The following is a 23,581-nucleotide window of genomic DNA, read 5'->3' as shown; positions in this document are numbered from 1 at the left end:
AACAAGCACAGACTACCCCCTCTCCCTTCAGGGGAGAGGGAGGGGCCCGTGCGAAGCATGGGAGGGTGAGGGGATGAAACGGCCACCCGGCGTCGCAGCGCGAGACCGTCAACGCGATGCACGCAAAGCGCCCATCGAACCCGAACATCGCCTCTGGCAAATCCTCCGAAACCGCCAGCTGGCCGGCCTCAAATTCCGCCGCCAAGTCTGGATTGGCCCCTATATCGTCGACTTTCTTTGCGCCGAGATTGCGCTCGTCATCGAAATCGACGGCGACACGCACGCGTCCGCCGATGCGCAGGCCTATGACAAACGGCGAACCGCGTTATTAGAAGCCGAAGGCTACCGGATATGCCGGTTCGGGAATGATGACGTGATGACGAATATCGATGGTGTTGCTGCGGCGATCGTCGCCCGCGCCAACGCCCCCTCACCCTCCCACCGCGTTGCGGCGGGCCCCTCCCTCTCCCCCGAGGGGAGAGGGTTTTGAGCGTCAACAGCTTCGGGCGGATGTTCCGCTTCACCACCTGGGGCGAGTCCCACGGACCCGCGCTCGGCGCGGTGGTCGACGGTTGCCCCCCCGGCATCCCCCTCACCGAAGCCGTCATCCAGCCCTGGCTCGACAAGCGCCGCCCCGGCACCTCGCGCTTCACCACGCAGCGGCGCGAGCCCGATGCCGTGCGCATCCTCTCGGGCGTGTTCGACGGCCGCACGACGGGCACGCCGATCAGCCTGATGATCGAGAATGTCGACCAGCGCTCGAAGGACTATTCGGACGTCGCCAAGGCCTATCGTCCCGGCCATGCTGATTATGCCTATGACGCCAAATACGGGTTTCGCGATTATCGCGGCGGCGGCCGGTCGTCGGCGCGCGAGACCGCGGCGCGCGTCGCCGCCGGCGCGGTCGCGCGGCTCGTCGTGCCGCAGGTGCGCGTCCGCGCCTGGGTCGAGGCGATCGGCGGCGACGCGATCGACCCGGCGAACTTCGACGACGCACAGATTGATCAGAACCCGTTCTTCTGCCCCGATGCCGAAGCGGCGCTGCGCTGGGAAGCGCTGGTCGACGCCGCGCGCAAGGCGGGATCATCGCTCGGCGCGGTGATCGCGTGCGAGGCGACCGGCGTCCCCGCGGGCTGGGGCGCGCCGCTCTATGCCAAGCTCGATGCCGAACTCGCCTCGGCCTGCATGAGCATCAACGCGGTCAAGGGGATCGAGATCGGGGACGGGTTCGCCGCCGCCGCACTGTCGGGCGAGGCCAATGCCGACCCGATGCGCCCGGGCGCAGAAGGCCCCGAATTCCTGGCCAACCATGCCGGCGGGATTGCCGGCGGGATCGCCACCGGCCAGCCGATCCGCCTGCGGGTCGCGTTCAAGCCGACCAGCTCGATCCTCACTCCCGTCGAGACGATCAGTCCGTCCGGCGAGGCCGCGACGATCGCCACCAAGGGCCGCCACGACCCCTGCGTGGGCATCCGCGGCGTGCCCGTCGTCGAGGCGATGGTCGCACTCGTCCTTGCCGATCAGGCGCTGCTCCACCGCGGCCAATGCGGCTGACGGGGGAACATAAGTCGAACCGGAACGCTGTGTCTCCAACACGATAGGAGAGAAACATGCGTATTCTGACCTCGATCGCAGCGGCAGCCCTGATCCTTCCGGCCGCCGCCATGGCCCAGACCACCGGCGGTACCGCAGGTGGCACCATGGGCGGTACGATGGGCGGCGGCACGACTGGTGGCACCATGGGCGGTACCATGGGTGGCGGCACCACCGGCGGCGCGATGGGCGGCATGTCCAGGGGACCGACGACGCAGTCGGGCACCACGGCCACCGATTCCGCGACCCAGACCCGCACCCAGCGCGGCACCCGCGCCCGTAGCCGCACGCGCGGCACGACGGGTACGACGACCGGTACCACCACGGGTCCCGATACGGTGACCGGCACCGGCACCACGACCGGCACCACCTCCGGTTCGATGTCGACCGGCAGCACGGGCCCGGGCACCATGGGTGGAACGATGGGCGGCACGGCCGCAGGTGGTACCATGGGCGGCACCATGGGCGGTTCGGCAACAACTGGCGGCACCGTCGGCGGCACGCCGCCACGCTGAGCCACACGGGCTGATCCAAAAAAAGGCCGGGCAATCGCCCGGCCTTTTTCGTGTCAGCGACCGTCGCCTCAGTCCGAGAACGGATCCCGCACCAGGATCGTGTCCGCCCGCTCCGGGCTGGTCGAGACCAGCGCCACCGGGCAGCGGATCAGCTCCTCGATACGCCGGATGTACTTGATCGCCTGCGCTGGCAGATCGGCCCAGCTGCGCGCACCGGCAGTCGTTTCCTGCCAGCCTTCCATCGTCTCGTAGATCGGCTCGACCAGCGCCTGGTCGGCGGCATGCGCCGGGAAATAATCGAGCGTCTCGCCGCGCAGACGATAGCCGGTGCAGATCGACACCGTCTCGAACCCGTCGAGCACGTCGATCTTGGTCAGCGCGATCCCGGTGATGCCGCCGACCGCCGCCGACTGGCGCACCAGCACCGCGTCGAACCAGCCACAGCGACGCTTGCGCCCCGTCACCGTCCCGAACTCATGCCCGCGCACGCCGAGCCGCTCGCCGGTCTCGTTCTCGAGCTCGGTCGGGAACGGCCCCGACCCGACCCGCGTCGTGTACGCCTTGGCAATTCCGAGCACGAACCCGACGGCGCTTGGCCCCAGGCCCGAACCGCCCGCCGCAGCGCCTGCGATCGTGTTCGACGAGGTGACGAACGGATAGGTGCCATGATCGACGTCGAGCAGCACGCCCTGCGCGCCCTCGAACAGGATCCGCTTGCCGGCCGAGCGCGCCGCGTTCAGGTCGCGCCACACGGGCTTGGCGAACGGCAGGACGAAGCCGGCAATCTCGCGCAGCTCGGCGATCAGCGCCGCACGGTCGATCGGCGGCTCGCCGAACCCGGCGCGCAGCGCGTCGTGATGCGCGGTCAGACGGTCGAGCTGCGGCCCCAGATCGTCGAGATGCGCCAGGTCGCACACGCGGATCGCACGGCGACCGACCTTGTCCTCATAGGCCGGGCCGATGCCGCGCCGCGTCGTGCCGATCTTGCCCGCGCCGCTCGCATCCTCGCGCAGACCGTCGAGATCGCGGTGGAACGGCAGGATCAGCGCGCAGGTATCGGCGATGCGCAGCGTCTCGGGCGTCGCGACGACACCCTGCGCGCCGAGCCGGGCGATCTCGTCCTTGAGCGCCCAAGGATCGAGCACCACACCGTTGCCGATGAACGACGGCGTGCCGCGGACGATGCCCGACGGCAGCAGCGACAGCTTGTACACATTCTCGCCGACGACGAGCGTGTGGCCGGCATTGTGACCGCCCTGGAACCGCACGACCATGTCGGCACGCTCGGCGAGCCAGTCGACGATCTTGCCCTTGCCTTCGTCGCCCCATTGCGCGCCGATGACTGCTACGTTGGCCAAACTCTATCTCCTGAGAATTACCCGCAGCGCCTACAGCGCGCGGGGCGCATCCGCCACCCAAAGATGCGTGCAGACCTGCGCTTCGGGGGTATCGCCCGCGTCGAGCGCGGCGACCGTGACCCAGCCCTGCGCCCGCATCGCCGCACCGTCGGCCGCCGGTGTACCCAGCGGCAGGAACAGCCGTCGGCGATCGACGCTGACGACCCGGTCGACCAGCGGGTCGGCGAACAGCGAGAAGCCCGTCGCCGCTTCCTCGGCCCCGCTCTCATGCACCACGGTATAGGTGCCGCCACGCCCGACCTCACGCGCGCTGCCATCCGCGAACAGCGAGAAGCCGAGCCAGGTCTGATATTCGAACCCGTGCCGCTCGGTCGGGTCGAGCGTCAGGGCGACGCGGCCATCGAGCGCCATGGCGATCCGCGTGAGCGCGTCGAGCCGCGACGCGAGCGCGCCCGTCGTATCGAACATCCGCAGCCGCTCCATCGCCGGTTCGAACGGCCCCGCCGCCTCGATCAGCGGCAGATAGGCGGGCGCGAGCGCGGCGACCGCGCCGGCATCCTTCGCGTCGAGCCGGTCGCGCAGCGTCGCGACCTGGTCGGGCGCGACCGGCAGCGGGCCCGCCGCAAGCGTCGACACCAGATCGGGGAGCGTGAAGTCGATCGACGCGCCGCGGACCTCCGCCGCACCGAGCATGTCGACCGCGACCGCGACGACCTCCTGCGCGGCGGCGACCGAATCGAGCCCGATCAGCTCGCAGCCGATCTGCCGCGTCTCGCGCGCGGGCGCGAGCTGCGACGCGCGCAGCTTTAGTACCGAGCCAGCATAGCTCAGCCGCACCGGCCGCGGATGATGCCCCATCCGCGTGGCCGCGATCCGCGCGACCTGCGCGGTGATGTCGGGCCGAATCGCGAGCGTACGCTGCGACACCGGATCGACGAACCGCACCGCATCGTGCAGCCCGCCCGCCTTCAACCGCATTTCAAGGCCGTCGGCAAATTCGGCCAGCGGCGGATCGACGCGCTCATAGCCGTGCAGGCGTGCAGCCTCGAGCACACGCGCTTCGAGCGCGGCTGCCGAATCGGCGAAGGGGGGCAGGCGGTCTCGAAAACCTTCGGGGAGCAAAGCAGTCATGCGCGTGCCTCTAACCACTTCGCCCCCCGTTCGCGAGCCTTAGAAGTTGAGACCCATCGCGGTCTTAACCCCCGGCAGCGCGCGCACCTTCGTCAGCAGTTCCGGCGTCACCGCCTCGTCGACCGACAGCAGCAGCACCGCCTCGCCGCCCGCCTGGCGGCGGCCCAGATGGAACGTGCCGATGTTGACCCCCGCCTCGCCGAGCGCCGTCCCGAGACGCCCGATGAACCCCGGCGCATCCTCGTTGACGACATAGAGCATCGGCCCCGCCAGATCCGCCTCGATCTTGATCCCGAGCAGCTCGACCAGACGCGGCGCCGAATCGCCGAACAGCGTGCCCGCGACCGACCGCTCGCCATCCTCGGTCTTGACCGACACGCGCAGCAGCGTGTGGTAATCCGCCTCGCGCTCGGTCCGCACCTCGCGCACCTCGAGCCCGCGCTCGCGCGCCAGCACGGGGGCGTTGACCATGTTGACGGTCGCGGTCTGCGTCTGGAGATACCCCGCCAGCACCGCGCTGGTGATCGGCTTGGGGTTCAGCTCGGCCGCCGCGCCCTCGGTATGCACCGAGATCCGCGTCACCGCGCCATGCGTCAGCTGCCCGACCAGCGCACCGAGCTTTTCCGCCAGCGCCATGTACGGCTTGAGTTTGGGCGCTTCCTCCGCCGACAGCGACGGCATGTTGAGCGCGTTGGTGACGCCGCCCGACATCAGGAAATCGGCCATCTGCTCGGCGACCTGGATCGCGACATTGACCTGCGCCTCGGTCGTCGACGCGCCGAGATGCGGCGTGCTGATGAAGTTCGGCGTATTGAACAGCGGCGATGCCTTGGCGGGCTCCTCGACGAACACGTCGAGCGCCGCGCCGCCGACCTGCCCCGAATCGAGTGCCGCCTTCAGCGCGACCTCGTCGATCAGCCCGCCGCGCGCGCAGTTGATGATCCGCACGCCCTTCTTGGTCTTGGCGAGCGCCTCGGCCGAGAGGATGTTGCGCGTCTGGTCGGTCAGCGGCGTGTGCAGCGTGATGAAATCGGCGCGCGCGAGCAGCTCGTCGAGCGTGACCTTCTCGACACCGATCTCGATCGCACGCTCGGGGGTCAGGAACGGATCGAACGCAACGACCTTCATCTTGAGCCCGCGCGCACGGTCGGCGACGATCGAGCCGATATTGCCCGCGCCGATCAGGCCGAGCGTCTTCGACGTCAGCTCGACGCCCATGAATCGGTTCTTCTCCCACTTGCCCGCCTGGGTCGAGGCATCGGCCTCGGGCAGCTGGCGGGCGAGCGCGAACATCAGCGCGATCGCGTGCTCGGCGGTGGTGATCGAGTTGCCGAACGGCGTGTTCATCACGACCACGCCCTTCGCCGAGGCGGCGGGGATGTCGACGTTATCGACGCCGATGCCCGCGCGGCCGACGACCTTCAGGTTGGTCGCGTGCTCGAGGATCTCCTTGGTGACCTTGGTCGAGCTGCGGATCGCGAGACCGTCATACTCGCCGATCATCGCCATCAGTTCGGCGGGCGTCTTGCCGGTGATCTCGTCGACCTCGACGCCGCGCTCGCGGAAGATCTGGGCGGCGCGGGGATCCATTTTGTCGGAAATGAGGACTTTTGGCATGGGATTGCTCCTGGGAATGTCGGGAAACTGTGGTGCGCTCAATGTGGAAAACCCGCCTCGCCAACCCCGTCACCCCGGCGGACGCCGGGGCCCATGGTTGCGGTCCGCGTCATGAGCGGATGCTCCGTGCCCATGGGTCCCGGCGTGCGCCGGGATGACGGACAGAAGTTGAGAGCGGCTAGGCTAGATCAACCCGCCTTGGCGGTCGCGTAGGCCCAGTCGAGCCACGGCCCGAGCGCGACGATATCGGCGGTGTCGACGGTCGCGCCGCACCAGATGCGCAGGCCCGGCGGCGCGTCGCGGTAGCCCGCCACGTCATACGCAGCCCCCGCCTTTTCGAGCGCGGCGGCCATCGCCTTGATCATCGCCTCGTCCGCACCCTCGACCGTCAGGCAGACGCTCGTCTTCGACCGCGTCGCCGGATCAGCGGCGAGATGGCCGAGCCAGTCGCGCTTCGCGACGATCGTGTCCAGAGCCGCCGCATTCGCGTCCGACCGCGCGATCAGCCCGTCCTCGCCGAGCGACTTCGCCCATTCGAGGCTGAAGATCGCGTCCTCGACGGCCAGCATCGACGGCGTGTTGATCGTCTCGCCCTTGAACACGCCCTCGGCGAGCTTGCCCTTGGAGACGAGGCGGAACACCTTCGGGAGCGGCCACGCAGGCGTGTAGCTCTCGAGCCGCTCGACCGCGCGCGGGCCGAGGATCAGCACGCCGTGCGCGCCCTCGCCGCCGAGCACCTTCTGCCATGAGAAGGTCGCGACATCGATCTTCGTCCAGTCGATGTCATAGGCGAACACGCCCGACGTCGCGTCGGCGAACGACAGGCCTTCGCGGTCGTCTGGGATCCAGTCCGCGTTGGGCACGCGCACGCCGCTGGTGGTGCCGTTCCAGGTGAACAGCACGTCGTTCGACCAGTCGACCGAGTCCAGATCGGGCAGCTGGCCGTAATCGGCGCGCACCACGGTCGGGTCGATCTTGAGCTGCTTGACCGCATCGGTTACCCAGCCCTCGCCGAAGCTTTCCCAGGCGAGCGCGGTGACGGGCTTGGCGCCCAGCATCGTCCACATCGCCATCTCGTACGCGCCGGTGTCGGAACCGGGGACGATACCGATGCGGTGCGTATCGGGAAGCTTCAACAGCTCACGCATCAGGTCGATGCTGTACTGGAGGCGGGTCTTGCCGATCTTCGAGCGATGCGAGCGGCCGAGCGAATCGGTGGCGAGCTTGTCCGCGGACCAGCCCGGAGGCTTCGCGCAGGGACCGCTGGAGAAAAAGGGGCGTGCTGGCTTGGTTGCAGGCAGCACAGGCGCACCTGTGGCGGTGGCGTAGGTCGTATCAGTCATGTATCTCTCCTCACAGAGAGCACGCGCGGCGTTGGGACCGCGTGGCCCGTCGCCGGCCCTAACGACGTAGCGCGGCGAGTCAACCTTGTCCGCGCATGCGCTTCCGTCGCCACGCTCCCCCGTTCGCCCCGAGCGAAGTCGAAGGGCCGCGCCGCACACGCCCATGCCTCGACTCGCCGCAACGCCGCCCCGCGACGCGTGACAAGCCGGTGCCACGCGGGGATGATGGCTCCATGTACCGCGTCCTTTACCCTGTCCTGCTCGCGCTCGCGCCCATTCTCGCGCTCGCCGCCTGCGGCCGCGCCGATCGCCCCGCCGCGCCGCAACAGACCCGCCCCAACCTCTCGGTCCCGAGCAATCGCGAGACCGCGCAGTGCCTCGCCGACCTGCGCCAGCTCCACGTCTCGTTCCAGCTCCTGCCCGACCGCGAGACCGGCCCCGGCTGCGGGCTCGCGGGCACGGTCAAGCTGGTCGATATCGGCGTCCCGGTCGCCAACCTCACCGCAGTCCGCTGCGGCGCGGCGCGCGCGTTGATCGGCTGGACGCGCAACGCGGTCGCCCCCGCCGCCTATCAGATGCTCGGCAGCGAACTCGCGCGGATCGACAGCATGGGCAGCTATGCATGCCGCAACGTCGTCGGCTCGACCCGCAACGCGAGCCGCCGCTCGGGCCATGCAGTCGCCAACGCGGTCGATATCGGCGGGTTCGTGCTGAAGGACGGACGACGGATCAGCATCCTGAACGACTGGTCGTCGCCCGACCCGCAGGTTCGCCAGTTCCTCCAGACGATCCGCGCCTCGGCCTGCAAGCGGTTCGGGACGGTGCTCAGCCCCGACTATAACGCCGCGCACCGCAACCACCTCCATCTCGAGGACGATCGCGCGAATTTCTGCCGCTAGTACACCGGTCTAGCCCTGCGCACGGCTTTCGACTAAATCCGCCGAAATGACAGATACCCGCATTCCCTCACGCGTTTTCGCGAACGCCAGCCAGGACGCTGAAACCGCCCGCGAGATCGTTTCCACGCCGCAGACCCAGCATCCGCATTACCGGCTCGCCTTCCAGGACATGGACTTCCTGCTCCGCGAAGACCTTCGTCCGGTGCGGTTCCAGCTCGAGCTGCTCAAGACCGAACTGGTGCTCGAGGAAGCGAAGATCGCCTCGACCTTCGTCTTCTACGGCTCGGCGCGCATTCCCGAGCCCGCCAAGGCACAGGCGCTGCTCGAACTCGCCAGCGACGAAAAGTCGAAGAAGATCGCCGAGCGGCTGGTCGAGAAGTCGAAATATTACGACGTCGCGCGCGAGCTCGCCGCCAAGGTCAGCGTCCTGCCCCGCGACGAGCGCGGCTGGCGTCAGTTCGTGGTGTGTTCGGGCGGCGGTCCGTCGATCATGGAAGCGGCGAACCGCGGTGCGACCGATGTCGGGGCCGAGTCGATCGGGCTGAACATCGTCCTGCCGCATGAGCAGGCCCCCAACCCGTACGTCACCCCGTCGCTATCGGTGCAGTTCCACTATTTCGCGCTCCGGAAAATGCACTTCCTGCTCCACGCCCGCGCGCTCGCCGCATTCCCGGGCGGGTTCGGCACGTTCGACGAGCTGTTCGAACTGCTGACGCTGATCCAGACGGGCAAGATCCAGCCGATCCCCGTGCTGCTGTTCGGTCGCCAGTTCTGGGAGCGCGTGGTGAATTTCGACGCGCTGGTCGAGGAAGGCGTGGTCAGCGAAAAGGACCTGTCGATCTTCCGCTATGTCGAGACCGCCGACGAAGCCTGGGCCGCGGTCCAGTCCTTCTACCGCGAGCGCGCTGCGGCCGAAGCCGCAGAGGCCGCAGGAGCCTGACCTTCTGCCCCCTCTCCCCTCGGGGGAGAGGGCCGGGGTGAGGGGCCGCCAGGCAGCGCACACCCCGCAACAGCCCCTCTCCTCACCGAGGAGAGGGAGCCGCGATTACTGCTCCGTCCGCGCACCCTTGCGTGCGGCTTCCGGATCGACCGATGGCGCACCCGAGGCGGCCGTGCCGGTGTTCGCGATATCCGCGGTATCGCCGCCGTTCTCGACCGCAGCCTCGGCGGCGTTGGCGGTCGCAGGCTGATCTCCAGCGGCGGCGGGTTCTGCACCGGCGGCAGGCGCTGCCGGCAAGGGCAGGTTCGACCCCTGCTGGTTGAGATACAGGATCACGTTCGCGCGGTCCTCGGCACTGCCCAATCCGGCAAAGGTCATCTTGGTGCCCGGCGCGAACTTGCGCGGGCTGGTCAGCCACGCGTTCATCTTGTCGAAGTCCCACTTGCCGCCGACGCCCTTCAGCGCGTCGGTGAAGGCATAGCCGCCCTTGCCCTGCGCGATCCCTTCGCCCAGCGTCGCATACAGGTTCGGACCGATCCCGTTCGCGCCGCCCTGGTTGATCGTATGGCACGCGGCGCACTTCTTGAAGACCTCGGCACCCTTGGCGGCGTCGGCGGTCGGCAGCAGCGACGCGATCGCCACCTCGGCAGCGCCACCGCCGGCACCCTCCTCGACGACGCCCTCGATCGCATAGCCCATCTTCTCGGGGCGCTCGCCGTGGAACAACATGCCCCCCACGATCGACAGCCCAAGCGCCGCACCACAACCTGCGAGCACCCAGCCGGCGATCGTATTGGTCCTGTCGTCCATAAAGCGCACCCACCCCTATTTGATTTAGGACAGCCATAGAAAAGCCTGACCGACACCGCAAGCAAACGCTGCGCCCCGTCTTGCGCGGGCGCCGCGCGCCCTTGATTGCATCCGGCCCGCTGGCTACGCGCCGTGGCGATGGAAAACTTCGCCGCCCCCGCCCGTCCGATCGTCGCGCGGATGACCCAAGCCGCGATGGCGGAGCCCGCGCGCGCGGTCGCGTTTCAGGGTGCGCCCGGCGCCAACAGCCATGTCGCGGCGACCGAGGCATTTCCGGACGGCCTGCCGCTGCCCTGTTTCGACTTTGCCGATGCGATCGACGCGGTGAAGGACGGCCGCGCCGACTGCGCGATCATCCCGATCGAGAATTCGCTTCACGGCCGCGTCGCCGATATCCATTTCCTGCTCCCGGAATCGGGGCTGGTGATTACCGGCGAGCATTTCCTGCCGATCCGCCACGCGCTGATGGGCTGCGGCCCGCGCGATGGTATCCGCCAGGCGATGAGCCATCCGCAGGCGCTCGGCCAGTGCCGCCACTGGCTCAAGGCGCACGGGATCGAGCCGGTGAGCTATCCCGACACCGCGGGCGCCGCGGCCAAGGTCGCCGAGCTTGCCGACCCGACGATCGCCGCGCTCGCGCCGCCCGCCGCCGCTGCGCTCTACGGGCTCGATCTGCTTGCGACCGACATTGCCGATGCCGATCACAACACGACGCGCTTCGTCACGCTCGCGCGCGGCGGCAAGCCACCGGCGGCGCAGGAGCCGGCGGGCGGCGACTGGATGACGACGCTGATCTTCGAGGTCCGTAATGTCCCCGCCGCGCTCTACAAGGCGATGGGCGGCTTCGCGACCAACGGCGTCAACATGACGAAGCTGGAAAGCTACCAGCGCAACGGCAGCTTTGCCGCGACCGAATTCTACGCCGATGTGGTCGGCAAGCCAGGCGACGCGAACCTCGACCACGCGCTCGAGGAACTCGGCTTCCATTCGAAATGGCTCCGCGTGCTGGGCACCTACCGCCAGGCGCGCACGCGCGGCTGAGTCACCCCTTCGCCCAGACGGTCAGCAGCGTGTGCGCGATCGCATAGGGCGGCGGCGGCAGGAACGGTCCCTCCTCCCCGCGCAGCACCGCGCGCACCATCTCGCGCGGCACCCACATCGCATCCTCCAGCTCGTTCACGTCGAGCGTGATCGCGTCGTCGACCGCCTCCGCGACGCACGCGATCATCAGCGACGAGGGAAAGGGCCAGGGCTGGCTCGCGACATAGCGGACGCGCCCGACACGCACGCCCGATTCCTCGGCGATCTCGCGCGCGACCGCCTCCTCGATCGACTCACCGGGCTCGAGAAACCCCGCCAGCGCCGAATAGCGCCCCGGCGGCCACCCCTTGCCGCGGCCGAGCAGCGCGCGCCCGTCATGCTCGGCGATCATGATGACGACGGGATCGACGCGCGGGAAATGCTCGGTCGCGCAATTGGGGCATTTGCGCGCCCAGCCTGCGCGGAACATCGCCGTCGCGGTCCCGCACTTCGCGCAGAAGCGGTGCCGGACATGCCAGTCGAGCACGCTGCGCGCCGCGGCATAGGTCGCCGCCTCGCCCGGCGCGAGGCTGCCCAGCACCGCCATCAGCGCGGGCGAGCGCATCGCCGGGGCGTTGTCGACCCCCATGCCCGCCAGCAGCGCCGTGAAATGCGGCCGCCCGCTCTCGTCGAGCCCGAGCAGGATCGGCTCGGCATCGTCGGGCAGGTCCACCATCGACGTCCATTCGAGCCGCCCCTCGCCCGTCACGGCGGGCAACAGACCGTCGAGCGCGAGCAGCCGCGCCCGCCAGTCGCCCTGCGCCGCCGCCAGAGCGTCTGCATCGTGGCGCAGAGCATCGGCACGATCGAGCGTCCCGCCGGTAAAACCCGGTGCGACATCGGGCATGAGATCCGCGGTCGAGCTCATCGGCGCACGCCCCCCGCGGATCCGCTTCGCGCGACATCGGCGACCAGCGCGCCGACCACCTCTTTCCGCAACGGCCATTTCTCGCCGGGGAAATAATTGACCATCACCGTGCTCCGGACATGACGGACCGGGTCGACCCAGGCGAACGTCCCCGCCGCGCCGCCCCAGCCATAGGTGCCCTTCGACGCGCCGCCCGGCACGTCCGCGAGATACACCGACCCGCCCGCGCCGAACCCCATCGCATTACCTGCGGCCGCCGCACCGGTCCCGGTGCCGATCCCGCCGAACGACACCCCCTTGGGCATCAGGTTCGACATGCCGAGCGCGACCGTCTCGGGCTTCATCACCCGCACGCCGCCCAGCGTCCCGCCATCCTGCAGCATGTGCAGGAACCGGTCATAATCGCGCGCCGACATCACCAGCCCCGCGCCGCCATAGGGAAAGCTCGGCCGCTCCGCGAACACCGACGTCGCCGCAGGGTCGAGCGGGGTGCGGTTGTCGCCGACGAACGCATAGTTGGTCGCCAGCCGCTTCAGCTGGTCCTGCGGCACCATGAAGAAGGTCGAATTCATCTTGAGCGGCGCGAACATCCGCGTCTGCAGGAACCGCTCGAACGACATTCCGCTCGCCACCTCGATCACCCGGCCCATCACGTCGAGCCCGATCGAATAGCTCCATTTGGTGCCCGGCTCGGCGACCAGCGGCAGCGTCGCTGCACGGTTCGCGAAGTCCTCGAGCGAGGTCGGGCGCACCTTGGCCATCTGCGTTTCCATCTGTGCATTGACCGACATCGGCAGCACACCGCGTTGCTCATATTCCTTGAGCAGCGGTCCCTTCACGTTGATGCTGTAGCCGAGCCCCGCAGTATGCGTCAGCAGCATGCGGATCGTGATCGGCGTCGTCGCGGGCCGCGTCGCCAGCGACGTGTCGGGGTTGGTCGCGACCGTCATCGTCTTGAATGCGGGGATGTATTTGCTCAGCGGATCGTCGAGGTTCAGCCGACCGTCCTCGACCAGCATCATCGCCGCCATACCGGTGATCGGCTTGGTCATCGAATAGACCCGCCACAGCGAATCGGCATCGGCGAACGGCCGCCCCGGCTCGTCGCCGACTTTTCCGCTCGCGAGGAACAGGGTCGGCCGATCGCCCAGCCCGAACGCGCCGACGATCCCGGGCATCTTGTTGTCGCGGACATAGCCGTCGAACAGTCGTTCGACGCTCGGCAAGGCGGCGCGTGCGGGATCGCCCGCGCGTTCGGTGACGGCGATAGGGCCCGGGGCGGCCTGTCGCTGCGCCTGCCCCAAGGCTGCGGTCGCCGCCAGTGCGGCAATCACGCCGGTCGAAATCCAGTGTGCACGCGTCATGCAGGCCTCCCTATCGCGCCCGTATAGCCTGGGCGGCCTTGGCGAAAACAGTCGGCAGCCCGGCGGTATCCAGGGTCTCGACGGGCCACCATTCGCCGGGTTGATGCGCCTCCACCCGCGCCACCGCAAGCCCGAGTTCGAGGTCGAAATGCGTGAAGCCATGCGTGACGCGGTCGTCGAGCATCTGCCAGTCGGCCTGTGCCGGCGCGGCCTCGAACCCCGGCGGCTGGTCGGTCCAGGGCCCGGTCGGCAGCGCGCGCATGCCGCCAAGCAGCCCGGTGTCGGGGCGACGCACCAGCAGCACCTGTCCGTCGCGCTCGAGCCAGAAGATCGTCCCGTGACGCTGCGGCTTGGCGGCTTTCTTCGCCTTGATCGGCAGCCGTTCGGGCTCCCCTTCCGCAAAGCCGTCGCAGTCGGGGCGGAGCGGGCACAACAGGCATTTGGGGTTGCGCGTCGTGCAGATCGACGATCCCAGGTCCATCATCGCCTGCGCGAAATCGCCCGCTCGCATGTCCGGCGTGATCGTGTCCGCGGCCGCCCGGATCGCCGGACGCGCGGCGGGGAGCGGCGTCGCAATCGCGAACAGCCGCGCGACGACGCGCTCGACATTGGCATCGACCACCACCGCACGCTCGCCGAACGCGATCGCCGCCACCGCCGCCGCGGTATAGGCGCCGAGCCCGGGGAGCGTCCGCAGCTCGGCCTCGGTCCGCGGAAACACGCCATCATGCTCCGCGACCACCGCCTTGGCCGCCTTCACCAGGTTGCGCGCGCGGGCATAATAGCCGAGCCCCGCCCAGGCGGCCATCACATCGGCATCGTCCGCCGCTGCGAGGCTCGCGAAATCGGGCCAGCGCGCGGTCCAGGCGAGGAAGCGCGGGGTGACCGCGGCGACCGTGGTCTGCTGCAGCATCACCTCCGACAGCCAGACGCGATAGGGATCGACCGTCTCGCCCGGCCGGGCGCGCCACGGCAGCACGCGACGATGCGCGTCATACCAGTCGAGCAGGGCCACGGGGACCGAAGAGCGCTTGGCGTTCACGCGCTGCCTATGGCATGGGTGGCGCGATGAGCAACCCGCCCGGTATCACCACCGAACAAAAGTCCGCGACCGCGGCCAACGCGACGGACGTTCCGCCCGCGCGCAAGACCGCCGTCCGCAAAGCTGCTGCCCGCAAACCCAAAGTCGACGCCGATGCGCCGCGCGCCAACCGGTCGCGCGCCGTCGCCGAGTTGCTCCCCGCGATCGGCGGCGCGGCGTTCCGGCGCTTCGGCTTCATCCAGTCCTCGGTCGTCAGCCGCTGGCCCGAGATCGTCGGCGAGCGCTTTTCCGGTGTCAGCACGCCCGAATCGATCCGCTTCCCGATGGGACAGAAACAGGATGGCGTCCTGACGCTGACCGTGCGCGGCGCGCATGCGCCGATGATGCAGCACGTCATTCCCGAGATTACCGAGCGCGTGAACCGCTTCTTCGGCTACGCCGCGGTCGCGCGCATCACCATCCGCCAAGGCGAGGTTGCGAAGCCGCGCGTCAAGGCGGCGCCGCCCCCGCTCCGCACCGTTCCCGCCGATCTCGGTCTCAGCCTGAAGAGCATCGCCGATCCCGAACTGCGTGCGGTCCTCGAATCCCTCGCCGCCGGCGTCGCCTCGACGAGCGGCCTTCCCAGGATCAGCTGAATGCGTCTGTTCTTTGCGTTGTTCGGTCTCGTGCTGCTCGCCGCGGCCGCGCCCGCCCCGAAGCCCGTGCCCGTCACCCGGACGGCGAGCGGCACCTATGTGCTCGGCAGCCCCGCAGCCCGGGTCAAACTGGTCGAATATGCCAGCTACACCTGTTCGCATTGTGCCGATTTCTCGACCCAGTCGCAGGCGGTGCTGAAGGGCAAGATGATCGCGTCTGGATCGACCAGCCTCGAATTCCGCCACATGATCCGTGACCGGCTCGATCTCGCTGCGGCGGTGCTCGCCCGCTGCACCGGGCCGCGTGGCTTCTTCCCGACATCGGCGGCGATCTTCGCGGCGCAGCCCGCCTGGCTCGAAAAGGGGATCGAGTTCCAGCAGGTCAACGCCGCGCGCATCAACCTCTATCCGCGGCCGGCGCAGCTCAAGGCCTATGCCGATGGCGCGGGGCTGACCGATCTGGTCAAGGCGCGCGGGCTGTCCGCCGCCGCGATCGACGCGTGCTTCGCGGATACGGCGGAGATCGACCGGATCCTCGCCATCACCGCGGCGGCACCGCCCGAGGTCGATTCGACGCCGTCCTTCTTCATCAACGGCAAGGTCATGCCGCATGGCGGCTGGGCCCAGCTTGAACCCGCGCTGCGCACTGCCGGCGCCCGCTAATTTCGTTGGAGTATCCCGCATGAAGTTCGTCACTGCCATCGCCGTCCTGCCGCTCGCGCTCGCTGCCTGTTCGGGGGGCGATTCGTCGAACACCACCCAGGCCGCAGCACCCGTCGCCGCGGCGACCGCCCCCGCCGGTCAGAACTGGACCGAGACCGTCGTCAAGACCGACGAGGGCTATCTGATGGGCAACCCCAATGCCCCGATCAAGCTCGTCGAATATGGCGCGCGCTCGTGCCCGACCTGCGGCGCGTTCGGCCGCGAGGCGTTCAAGCCGCTGACCGACAACTACGTCTCGACCGGCAAGGTCAGCTTCGAATTTCGCGACTTTCTTGTCCACGGCGCGCCCGACGTCGCGCTGACATTGCTCGGGCAGTGCGGCGGGACCGCCCCGTTCTTCCCGATCCTCGAGCAGATGTACCAGAACCAGAACGCCTTCCTAGACAAGCTCCAGACGATGCCCCCGGCGATGCAGCAGAGCCTTGCCAATCTCGCCCCGACCGCGGTCGCGACCAAGCTCGCCGAGCACATGGGCGCGATCGACTTCGTCAAGCAGCGCGGCATCCCGGAGGCCAAGGCGCGTGCCTGCCTCGCCGACCAGAAGCAGCTCGAGATCATGGCCAAGCCGACCGAGAATGCGATGCAGTCGGGCACCGTCACCGGCACGCCGACCTTCCTGCTGAACGGCAAGAAGATGGAAAACGTGCTGTCGTGGAGCGAGATGGAAAAGGCGCTGAAGGCCGCCGGCGCGTAAGCCGCATCCCGTCCGGCGGGCATTCGGCAGCCCGGACTGTTTCCCCGCAAAGGCGGGGACCCAGTCCGGGCTGCCGCCTTCGCGGGAGACCAGAAGCGCGCTACGCTCGCCAATCGTGAAGGGAGAGCGCGCGCCATGCAGATCAAACGCCTCCGCATCACCGGGTTCAAGAGCTTCGTCGAACCCGCCGACCTGGTGATCGAACCCGGGCTGACCGGCGTGGTCGGCCCCAATGGCTGCGGCAAGTCGAACCTGCTCGAGGCGCTGCGCTGGACGATGGGCGAGGCCAGCGCCAAGTCGCTGCGCGGTGCCGGCATGGACGACGTGATCTTCGCGGGGACCGCCACCCGCCCCGCGCGCGATTTCGCCGAAGTCTCGATCCTCGCCGAGATCGCCGGCCCCGACGGCGCCGACGAACGCGAAATCGTCCGCCGGATCGAACGCGGCGCAGGGTCCGCCTACCGGATCGACGGCCGCGATGTCCGCGCGAAGGATGTCGGGCTGCTCTTCGCCGACGCCGCGACCGGGGCGCATAGCCCCGCACTGGTCAGCCAGGGCCGGATCGGCGCGGTCATCGCCGCCAAGCCCGCCGACCGCCGCGCGATGCTCGAGGATGCCGCCGGGATCGCCGGGCTGCACGTCCGCCGCAAGGATGCCGAGGCGAGGCTGCGTGCGACCGAGGCCAATCTTGCACGGCTCGATGCGGTCATCGCCGACCAGGACGCACGCGCCGCCGCGCTCAGACGCCAGGCGCGCGCCGCCGAACGCTATCGCCTGCTGTCGAACCAGATCCGCGTCGCGGAGGCACGGACGATCTACGCGCGCTGGCGGGACGCCGCCGCCGCCGCCGAGTCGGCGACCGCCGATGCCGCGCAGGCCGAGGCGCGAGTGGCCGCTGCCGCCGCCGCCGAATCCCTTACCGCGAAAGCGCAGCACGACGCCGCCGCCGCGGTCGCCACCGCCCGCGTCGCCGCGCTCGCCGCGCGCGACCAGGCCGCCGACACCGGCCATAGGCTGGCCGGCCTGCGGACCGAACGCACCGCGCTCGACCGCCGCCTCGCCGATCTCGCCGACTCGCGCCGCCGTATCGTCGAGGACCGGCTGCGCGAGGGCAGCCTCGCCAGCGACGCCGCCGATGCGCTCGCCCGCCTCGCGACCGAGATCGCCGCGCTCGATGCCGCGATCGCCACCGCCACCGCCGCGCTTCCCGCGCTCGATGCGGCGCAGGCCGAGGCCGAACGCGCCGCGCGCGACGTCGAGGTCGCGCTGGCGCAGGCGATGACCCGCCATGCGAGCGACGTCGCCGAGGCGCGCGTCGCCGCCGCCGCGCTCGCTGCCGCGCGCACCCGCGCCGATCGCGCCGCACGCGACGCGGCGCAGATCGCGGCGGCGCACCGCGCGCTCGGCGATTCCGCCCCGCTCGAGGCGGATCGCGCCACAGCCGCCGAGGCGCGTCTCGCCGCGCTGGAGGACGCCGCCGCCGCCCGCCATGCACTCGCGCAGGCCGATAGCGACGAACGCGCCGCAAGTGGTTTGCGCGATGCCGCCGAGACCGCGCGCGCCACCGCCCGCGCCGAGCTCGCCGCGCTCGACAGCGAGGCCGCCGCGCTCACCCGCGCGACCCAGCGCAGCGGTCGCGACCGGCTGCTCGACCATGTCACCGCGACGCCGGGGCTGGAGCGCGCGCTCGCCGCCGCGCTTGGCGACGATCTGGATACCGACCCCGCCGCCTGGGCGGGCGCTGTGCCCGCGCCCGGCGATCCCGCGCCCCCGCCCGACACCACCGCGCTCGCCGCCGACGTCGACGCGCCCGAGTCCCTCGCGCGCCGGCTCGCCCAGGTCTTCGTCACCGACCGTGACGACGGCCAGCCGCTCGCAGTCGGCCAGCGCCTCGTCACCCGCGACGGCGTGTTGCGCCGCTGGGACGGCTTCGTCGCGCAGGGCAGCGGCGCCGCGGCCGCCGAGCGGCTTGAACGTCGCAATCGCCTGCACGCGCTGGAGGCCGCGCGCCCCGCCGCCGCCGCCACGCTCGCCACGCATGACGCGGCGCGCACCGCGATCGACCAACGGATCGCCGCGCACCGCCACGCTGCGCACGACGCTCGCGCACGCCTGTCCGCGGCCGAGACCCGCATCCGTGACGCGCAGCGCAGCGAGGATCGCGCCGTCGCCGCGCTTGAACGCCGCGCCGGACAGCGTGCCGATCTCGACCAGCGCGCCCACCGCGTCCATGCCGAACAGGCCGACGCCGCCGCGGAGCTCGCCGCCGCCGAGGCCGCGGCCGCGGCATTGCCCGACGGTCGCGCCAGCGCCGACGCGGTCGCGACGCTCCACCGCGACGCCGAGGCCCGCCGCGGCGCGGTCGCACAGGCGCGCAGCGACCGCGCCGCACAGGACAGGCTGCGCGCCGAAACGCGCGAACGCCTCGCCGCCGCACAGGCCGATATCCGCAGCTGGCGTGCGCGCGCGGGCGAAGCCGCAACCCGCATCACCGCCTTGGACCGCCGGGCCCGCGACGTCGCCGCCGATGCAGAGGCGCTCGCGGACCGTCCCGCCACGCTCGATGCCGCGATCGCCACGCTCGATACCGAGCACACGGCTGCGCGCGCCCACGCCGACACGCTCCAGACTGCCGAACGCGCCGCCGAAGCCACGCTCCGCACCGCCGACGACGCGCATCGCCGCGCGGCCGAAGCGCTCGCCGAGGCCCGCGAACACCGCGCCGGCGCGCTGGTGCGCGTCGATACGCAGGACCAGCACCGCCGCGAGCTCGGGCGGCTGTCGGGGGAGCGTTTCGCCTGCCCCGCCCCCGTCCTGCCCGAACGCCTCGGCTTCGCGGCCGCCGATGTCCGCACCCCCGCGGACGAGACCCGCGCGCCGGACCGCCTGACCGCCGAGCGCGAGCGGATCGGCGCGGTCAATCTCGTCGCCGACCAAGAGCTCGCCGCGCTCGAGAGCGAGGCGGTCGGCAATGCGGCCGACCGCGACGAGCTGGGTCAGGCGGTCCACCGGCTGCGCGGCTCGATCGGCACGCTCAACCGCGAGGGGCGACAGCGGTTGCTCGCGGCGTTCGAGACGGTGAACGGCCATTTCCAGCGGCTGTTCGCAACGCTGTTCAACGGCGGCAGCGCGCATCTCGAGCCTGTCGATTCGGACGATCCGCTCGAGGCGGGGCTCGAGATCCTCGCCCAGCCCCCCGGCAAGCGGCTCCAGTCGCTGACCCTGTTGTCGGGCGGCGAGCAGGCGCTAACCGCGGTCGCACTCATCTTCGCGCTGTTCCTGACCAATCCCGCGCCGATCTGCGTGCTCGACGAGGTCGACGCGCCGCTCGACGACGCCAATATCGACCGCTTCTGCGACCTGCTCGACCGGATGGCGCGCGACACCGCCACGCGCTACCTCGTCGTCACGCACAATGCGGTCACGATGAGCCGCATGCACCGGCTGTTCGGCGTGACGATGATCGAACCCGGGGTCAGTCGCCTCGTCTCGGTCGATCTTCAGGCCGCCACCATCCTCGTCGCGGCATAAAGGCGTCACCCGCTGCGAAACGCGCGCAATCGCGCTATAATGGTTGGATGTTCCTCGACGACTCGACGATCTGGCCGCGCAAGGACGATCTTCCGCCGCGCAAGCCCGCCTTCCGCCATGAGAAGGCGCTCAGCCGCATGCTCCTCGTCTATGCGCTCGCGCTGATGCTCCTCCCGATCAGCCTTGGCAGCTTCGTCGACATCATCCGCTACGTCGCTGGCCTGTTTGGATAATCCCCCGGACAGTTGATCCGCATCAATCGACAGGCCCATGCGCGGAACGTAAGATGAACGCATGGCCCAGCTCGACACCCGTGAGAAACTCGAGATCCTGGCCGATGCCGCGAAGTACGACGCATCCTGTGCGTCGTCGGGCACTGCCAAGCGCAATTCGAAGGACGGCAAGGGGCTCGGCTCGACCGAGGGCATGGGCATCTGTCATGCCTATGCGCCCGATGGCCGCTGCATCTCGCTGCTCAAGATCCTGCTGACCAACAGCTGCATCTTCGACTGCCATTACTGCATCAACCGCAAGAGCTCGAACGTCCGCCGCGCGCGTTTCACCGCCAAGGAGGTCGTCGACCTGACGATCGCCTTCTACAAGCGCAACTATATCGAGGGGCTGTTCCTCTCCTCAGGGATCATCGCCTCGTCCAACTACACGATGGAGCAGATGGTCGAGGTCGCGCGCAGCTTGCGCGAGGATCATCATTTCCGCGGCTATATCCACCTCAAGACGATCCCCGACGCCGATCCCGAACTCGTCCACCAAGCGGGGCTCTACGCCGATCGCCTGTCGATCAACGTCGAGCTGCCGACCGCAGGCGGGCTCAAGCGGCTCGCCCCCGAAAAGGACGGCGTCCGGATCGAGACCGCGATGCGCGAGGTCAAGGCCTCGATCGTCGACGGCAAGGACGCCAAGGCCAAGTACAAGTCCGCGCCGCGCTTCGCCCCCGCGGGCCAGTCGACGCAGATGATCGTCGGCGCCGATGCCGCGACCGATGGGGACATCGTCCGGAAGGCCTCGACGCTGTACGACCGGTTCGGTCTTCGCCGCGTCTATTATTCGGCGTTCAGCCCGATCCCCGACGCCAGCGCCGTTTTACCGCTGCAGCGCCCGCCGCTGATGCGCGAGCACCGGCTCTATCAGTCCGACTGGCTGATGCGCTTCTACGAATTCCAGCCGCACGAGGTCGTCGCCGCAGCGGACGACGCGACAGGCATGCTTCCGCTCGACATCGATCCGAAACTGGCCTGGGCGTTGAAGTTCCGCGGGTCGTTCCCGGTCGACGTCAACCGTGCCCCGCGCGAGATGCTGCTCCGCGTCCCCGGGCTCGGCGTGAAGGCGGTCAACGGCATCCTGACCAGCCGCCGCTGGCGCCGCCTCCACCTCGCCGATATCGCGCGGTTGACCGTGGCGGTCGCCAAGATCCGCCCGTTCATCATCGCCGAGGACTGGCGCCCCGTCGCGCTGTCCGACCGCGCCGAACTCCGCCCGATCGTCGCGCCGAAGCCACGCCAGATGGAAATGTTCGCCTGATCTTCCCGTCGGGGCGTGCGCGGTCGCGGCTGGTGGATCGGGGGCGATGCGCTAAGGTCAGGCCATGGCCTTTGGCGTTTTCATTCACCGCTCGGACTCGATCTACGACGACAGCCCGGCCGAACGATACCAGTTTCCCGCCCAGTATCTGAGCCGTGCGCAGCCCAGTATCGGCGACTGGATCCTCTATTACGAACCCCGCAAGGTCGCGGCCACGCGCGGCTATTTCGCGGTCGCCAAGGTCGAGCGGATCATCCCCGATCCCTCAACGCCGGCGATGTATCTCGCGCTGATCGAGCCCGGCTCCTATCTCGACTTCGCGACGCCGGTGCCCTTTGCTGGCCCCGATGGCCCGGTCGAACGCGGCGTTTTCAACGATCAGGGGCGGATATCCGGTCGTGCGCAGTCCGCCGTGAGCCCATTTCCTGCAATGGCACCGCGCGCACTGCTTCAAGCAGTAGCGTCAGCATCGCGGCGGCAAGCCCATTCTCGCCACCCGCCAAAAACCATGCGGGATCGCGCGCGGCGGTGCGTATGTCTGGATGCAGAGGGAGCAGACGATGCAGGATCCTGTCGATGAAGGACTGACCCGGCTGGCGGCGATGCCGGTGCCCCGTGCGCTCGATGGCGTCGAGGCGTCGGTGTTCGATGCTATCGCCGAGAATGCGCGCAGTCGGCACACCAGCCTCCTGGTCGGGCGGTGGTCGGTCGGTACCGCGCTGGTGCTGGGATTGATCGGCGGGGCGGCACCGATCGGCCATGGCGCGCCGGCGCAGGCGTCGATCCCGATTGGGATCGACGGCGCGCTCGCCCCCTCGACCTTGCTGCTCGGGCAGTGACGTTCGTGGTCCGGCGTGCGGCACCGACGATCGTCCTTGCCTTCCTCGCGGCGATCGCCGGCGTGTTTATCGGCGGCTGGATCCGGACGCCGGGCGCAGCGCACGGCACCGAACTCCACACGCTGCTCCACCGCGACGTGGTGCTCGACGCCCCGCAGGAGGCGGCGCTCGACCGGCTCGAGGCAGAGTTCGCGGTCCGCCGCGCGGCCCTGGAAGCGGAGCTGCGCGCCGACAATGTCCGTCTCGCCGCCGCGATCGAGCGCGAGCATGCCAATGGCCCCGCGGTCGCCGCCGCGGTCGACCGGTCGCACCGGACGATGGGCGCGCTGCAAAAGGCGACGCTCGCGCATGTCTTTGCGATGCGCGGCGTGATGCGCGCCGACCAGACCGCGGCGTTCGACCGGGTCGTCGTGCAGGCGCTGACCCCCGCGCATTGATCCCGCCCCGCCCCGACAGGACCGCGCGCCGCACGAGCATCGATCTCGATGCCTATGACGACGCCGCGCTGGTCACCGCGCATCTCGCCGGCCCGGCGGCGGACCGGCAGGCGGCGTTTGCGGCGCTGATGCGGCGGCACAAGCAGCCGCTCTACCGCCTGATCCTCGCGCAGATCGGCGATCCCGACGAGGCGCTCGACCTGTTGCAGGAGAGCTTCGTCGCGGCGCACGCCGCGCTGTCCCGCTATGACCGCGACCGGTCGCTGCGCGCGTGGCTCGCGCGGATCGCGATCAACAAATGCCGCGACTGGCACCGTCGCCGCCGCGTCCGCCATATGCTCGCCCGCGTGTTGCCGATCGAGGCGGGCGAGCGGGTCGCGGATGGGGCGGCGGATACGGAGACGAACGCGATCGGTCGCGACGACCTCGCGCGTACGCTGGCCGATATCGCGCGGCTCCCCGCCACGCTGCGCGAGCCGCTGCTGCTGTGCACGATCCACGAGCTGAGCCAGGCAGAGGCCGCGCAGGCGCTGGGGATCAGCGTTAAGGCGGTCGAGACCCGGATCCGTCGCGCCCGCGCAGCACTCGCCGCCGCCACCTGATTTGTCTAACGTCATGAGGGG

24 protein-coding genes are annotated in these 23,581 nt (G+C 69.7%); 16 read left to right on the top strand and 8 right to left on the bottom strand.

All coding sequences use genetic code 11. The features are described from left to right. Positions 1-73: 73 nt before the first annotated feature. The 3 genes from GV027_RS14355 to GV027_RS14345 are packed head-to-tail and all read left to right on the top strand — an operon-like array spanning position 74 to position 2,108. Positions 74-490 carry an endonuclease domain-containing protein gene (locus GV027_RS14355; RefSeq protein WP_159512288.1) on the top strand — a complete coding sequence of 139 codons (417 nt, stop codon included), beginning with the start codon at positions 74-76 and terminating at the stop codon, positions 488-490. After that, entirely contained in the window at positions 487-1,554 is a 1,068-nt protein-coding gene (aroC, locus tag GV027_RS14350) for a chorismate synthase (protein ID WP_159512287.1), read from the top strand. Before GV027_RS14355 ends, aroC begins: the two co-directional genes overlap by 4 nt. A gap of 56 nt (positions 1,555-1,610) precedes the next feature. Continuing rightward, positions 1,611-2,108 carry a hypothetical protein gene (locus GV027_RS14345; RefSeq protein WP_159512286.1) on the top strand — a complete coding sequence of 166 codons (498 nt, stop codon included), beginning with the start codon at positions 1,611-1,613 and terminating at the stop codon, positions 2,106-2,108. Positions 2,109-2,176: 68 nt separating this feature from the next. Here GV027_RS14345 and GV027_RS14340 read toward each other — a convergent pair whose 3' ends face one another. From GV027_RS14340 to GV027_RS14325, 4 genes are all read right to left on the bottom strand, one after another. Continuing rightward, entirely contained in the window at positions 2,177-3,466 is a 1,290-nt protein-coding gene (locus GV027_RS14340) for an adenylosuccinate synthase (protein ID WP_031440105.1), read from the bottom strand. A gap of 30 nt (positions 3,467-3,496) precedes the next feature. Next, positions 3,497-4,597 (bottom strand): ATP phosphoribosyltransferase regulatory subunit, encoded by a 1,101-nt coding sequence (locus GV027_RS14335; RefSeq protein ID WP_159512285.1) that lies wholly within the window; start codon positions 4,595-4,597, stop codon positions 3,497-3,499. Between the two features lie 39 nt (positions 4,598-4,636). Continuing rightward, on the bottom strand, positions 4,637-6,214 hold the full coding sequence (serA, locus tag GV027_RS14330; RefSeq protein ID WP_159512284.1) for a phosphoglycerate dehydrogenase: 1,578 nt from the start codon (positions 6,212-6,214) through the stop codon (positions 4,637-4,639). Positions 6,215-6,402: 188 nt separating this feature from the next. Next, positions 6,403-7,557 (bottom strand): phosphoserine transaminase, encoded by a 1,155-nt coding sequence (locus GV027_RS14325; protein ID WP_159512283.1) that lies wholly within the window; start codon positions 7,555-7,557, stop codon positions 6,403-6,405. Positions 7,558-7,790: 233 nt separating this feature from the next. Here GV027_RS14325 and GV027_RS14320 point away from each other — a divergent pair, with 233 nt between their 5' ends. Next, entirely contained in the window at positions 7,791-8,456 is a 666-nt protein-coding gene (locus tag GV027_RS14320; protein WP_192069614.1) for an extensin family protein, read from the top strand. Between the two features lie 46 nt (positions 8,457-8,502). Continuing rightward, the gene (locus GV027_RS14315; RefSeq protein ID WP_056407191.1) at positions 8,503-9,396 is read left to right on the top strand and encodes a TIGR00730 family Rossman fold protein; all 894 of its coding nucleotides are present in this window, start codon (positions 8,503-8,505) and stop codon (positions 9,394-9,396) included. Between the two features lie 105 nt (positions 9,397-9,501). Here the strand turns inward: GV027_RS14315 and GV027_RS14310 are convergent, their stop codons facing one another. Beyond that, a complete protein-coding gene (locus GV027_RS14310; protein ID WP_031396507.1) occupies positions 9,502-10,206 on the bottom strand; it encodes a c-type cytochrome in 705 nt (234 codons plus the stop codon). 138 nt (positions 10,207-10,344) lie between these two features. Between GV027_RS14310 and GV027_RS14305 the strand changes: the two genes are divergently transcribed. After that, the gene (locus GV027_RS14305; RefSeq protein ID WP_159512942.1) at positions 10,345-11,247 is read left to right on the top strand and encodes a prephenate dehydratase; all 903 of its coding nucleotides are present in this window, start codon (positions 10,345-10,347) and stop codon (positions 11,245-11,247) included. Between the two features lies 1 nt (position 11,248). On the opposite strand, the gene nudC is transcribed toward GV027_RS14305, so the two are convergent. From nudC to GV027_RS14290, 3 genes are read right to left on the bottom strand one after another with little or no spacing between them, the layout of a single operon-like run. Further along, positions 11,249-12,154: an NAD(+) diphosphatase gene (gene nudC, locus GV027_RS14300; protein WP_236559238.1), complete on the bottom strand. Its 906-nt coding sequence runs from the start codon at positions 12,152-12,154 to the stop codon at positions 11,249-11,251. After that, the gene (locus GV027_RS14295; protein WP_159512282.1) at positions 12,151-13,518 is read right to left on the bottom strand and encodes a serine hydrolase domain-containing protein; all 1,368 of its coding nucleotides are present in this window, start codon (positions 13,516-13,518) and stop codon (positions 12,151-12,153) included. Before GV027_RS14295 ends, nudC begins: the two co-directional genes overlap by 4 nt. 10 nt (positions 13,519-13,528) lie before the next feature. After that, complete coding sequence (locus GV027_RS14290; RefSeq protein WP_443029539.1) at positions 13,529-14,560, bottom strand: A/G-specific adenine glycosylase; 1,032 nt, start codon at positions 14,558-14,560, stop codon at positions 13,529-13,531. A gap of 26 nt (positions 14,561-14,586) precedes the next feature. Here GV027_RS14290 and GV027_RS14285 point away from each other — a divergent pair, with 26 nt between their 5' ends. The 10 genes from GV027_RS14285 to GV027_RS14240 all read left to right on the top strand — a co-directional run bounded on the left by GV027_RS14285 (position 14,587) and on the right by GV027_RS14240 (position 23,560). After that, positions 14,587-15,195, top strand: a complete 609-nt coding sequence (locus GV027_RS14285) for a DUF721 domain-containing protein (protein ID WP_159512281.1) — start codon at positions 14,587-14,589, stop codon at positions 15,193-15,195. Further along, positions 15,196-15,858, top strand: a complete 663-nt coding sequence (locus GV027_RS14280; RefSeq protein ID WP_159512280.1) for a DsbA family protein — start codon at positions 15,196-15,198, stop codon at positions 15,856-15,858. A 19-nt stretch (positions 15,859-15,877) separates the two neighbouring features. Next, on the top strand, positions 15,878-16,612 hold the full coding sequence (locus GV027_RS14275; RefSeq protein ID WP_031439788.1) for a thioredoxin domain-containing protein: 735 nt from the start codon (positions 15,878-15,880) through the stop codon (positions 16,610-16,612). A gap of 135 nt (positions 16,613-16,747) precedes the next feature. Further along, positions 16,748-20,143: a chromosome segregation SMC family protein gene (locus GV027_RS14270; protein WP_159512279.1), complete on the top strand. Its 3,396-nt coding sequence runs from the start codon at positions 16,748-16,750 to the stop codon at positions 20,141-20,143. A 47-nt stretch (positions 20,144-20,190) separates the two neighbouring features. Then, complete coding sequence (locus GV027_RS14265) at positions 20,191-20,376, top strand: hypothetical protein (protein WP_031394247.1); 186 nt, start codon at positions 20,191-20,193, stop codon at positions 20,374-20,376. A 61-nt stretch (positions 20,377-20,437) separates the two neighbouring features. Then, positions 20,438-21,682: a putative DNA modification/repair radical SAM protein gene (locus tag GV027_RS14260; RefSeq protein WP_159512278.1), complete on the top strand. Its 1,245-nt coding sequence runs from the start codon at positions 20,438-20,440 to the stop codon at positions 21,680-21,682. Positions 21,683-21,746: 64 nt separating this feature from the next. Next, positions 21,747-22,262: a hypothetical protein gene (locus tag GV027_RS14255; protein ID WP_236559237.1), complete on the top strand. Its 516-nt coding sequence runs from the start codon at positions 21,747-21,749 to the stop codon at positions 22,260-22,262. Then, complete coding sequence (locus tag GV027_RS14250) at positions 22,243-22,521, top strand: hypothetical protein (RefSeq protein ID WP_042467721.1); 279 nt, start codon at positions 22,243-22,245, stop codon at positions 22,519-22,521. Before GV027_RS14255 ends, GV027_RS14250 begins: the two co-directional genes overlap by 20 nt. Continuing rightward, positions 22,518-22,958: a periplasmic heavy metal sensor gene (locus GV027_RS14245; protein ID WP_416365535.1), complete on the top strand. Its 441-nt coding sequence runs from the start codon at positions 22,518-22,520 to the stop codon at positions 22,956-22,958. The genes GV027_RS14250 and GV027_RS14245 overlap by 4 nt, the downstream gene beginning before the upstream one ends. Continuing rightward, positions 22,955-23,560, top strand: a complete 606-nt coding sequence (locus tag GV027_RS14240; protein WP_443029538.1) for an RNA polymerase sigma factor — start codon at positions 22,955-22,957, stop codon at positions 23,558-23,560. Before GV027_RS14245 ends, GV027_RS14240 begins: the two co-directional genes overlap by 4 nt. Positions 23,561-23,581 lie beyond the last annotated feature (21 nt).

Source organism: Sphingomonas sp. T1 (assembly GCF_902506585.1).
Lineage (GTDB): Bacteria > Pseudomonadota > Alphaproteobacteria > Sphingomonadales > Sphingomonadaceae > Sphingomonas > Sphingomonas aerolata.
Note: the sequence above shows the minus strand (reverse complement) of the source record. Positions and strands in the feature narration are given on the sequence as shown.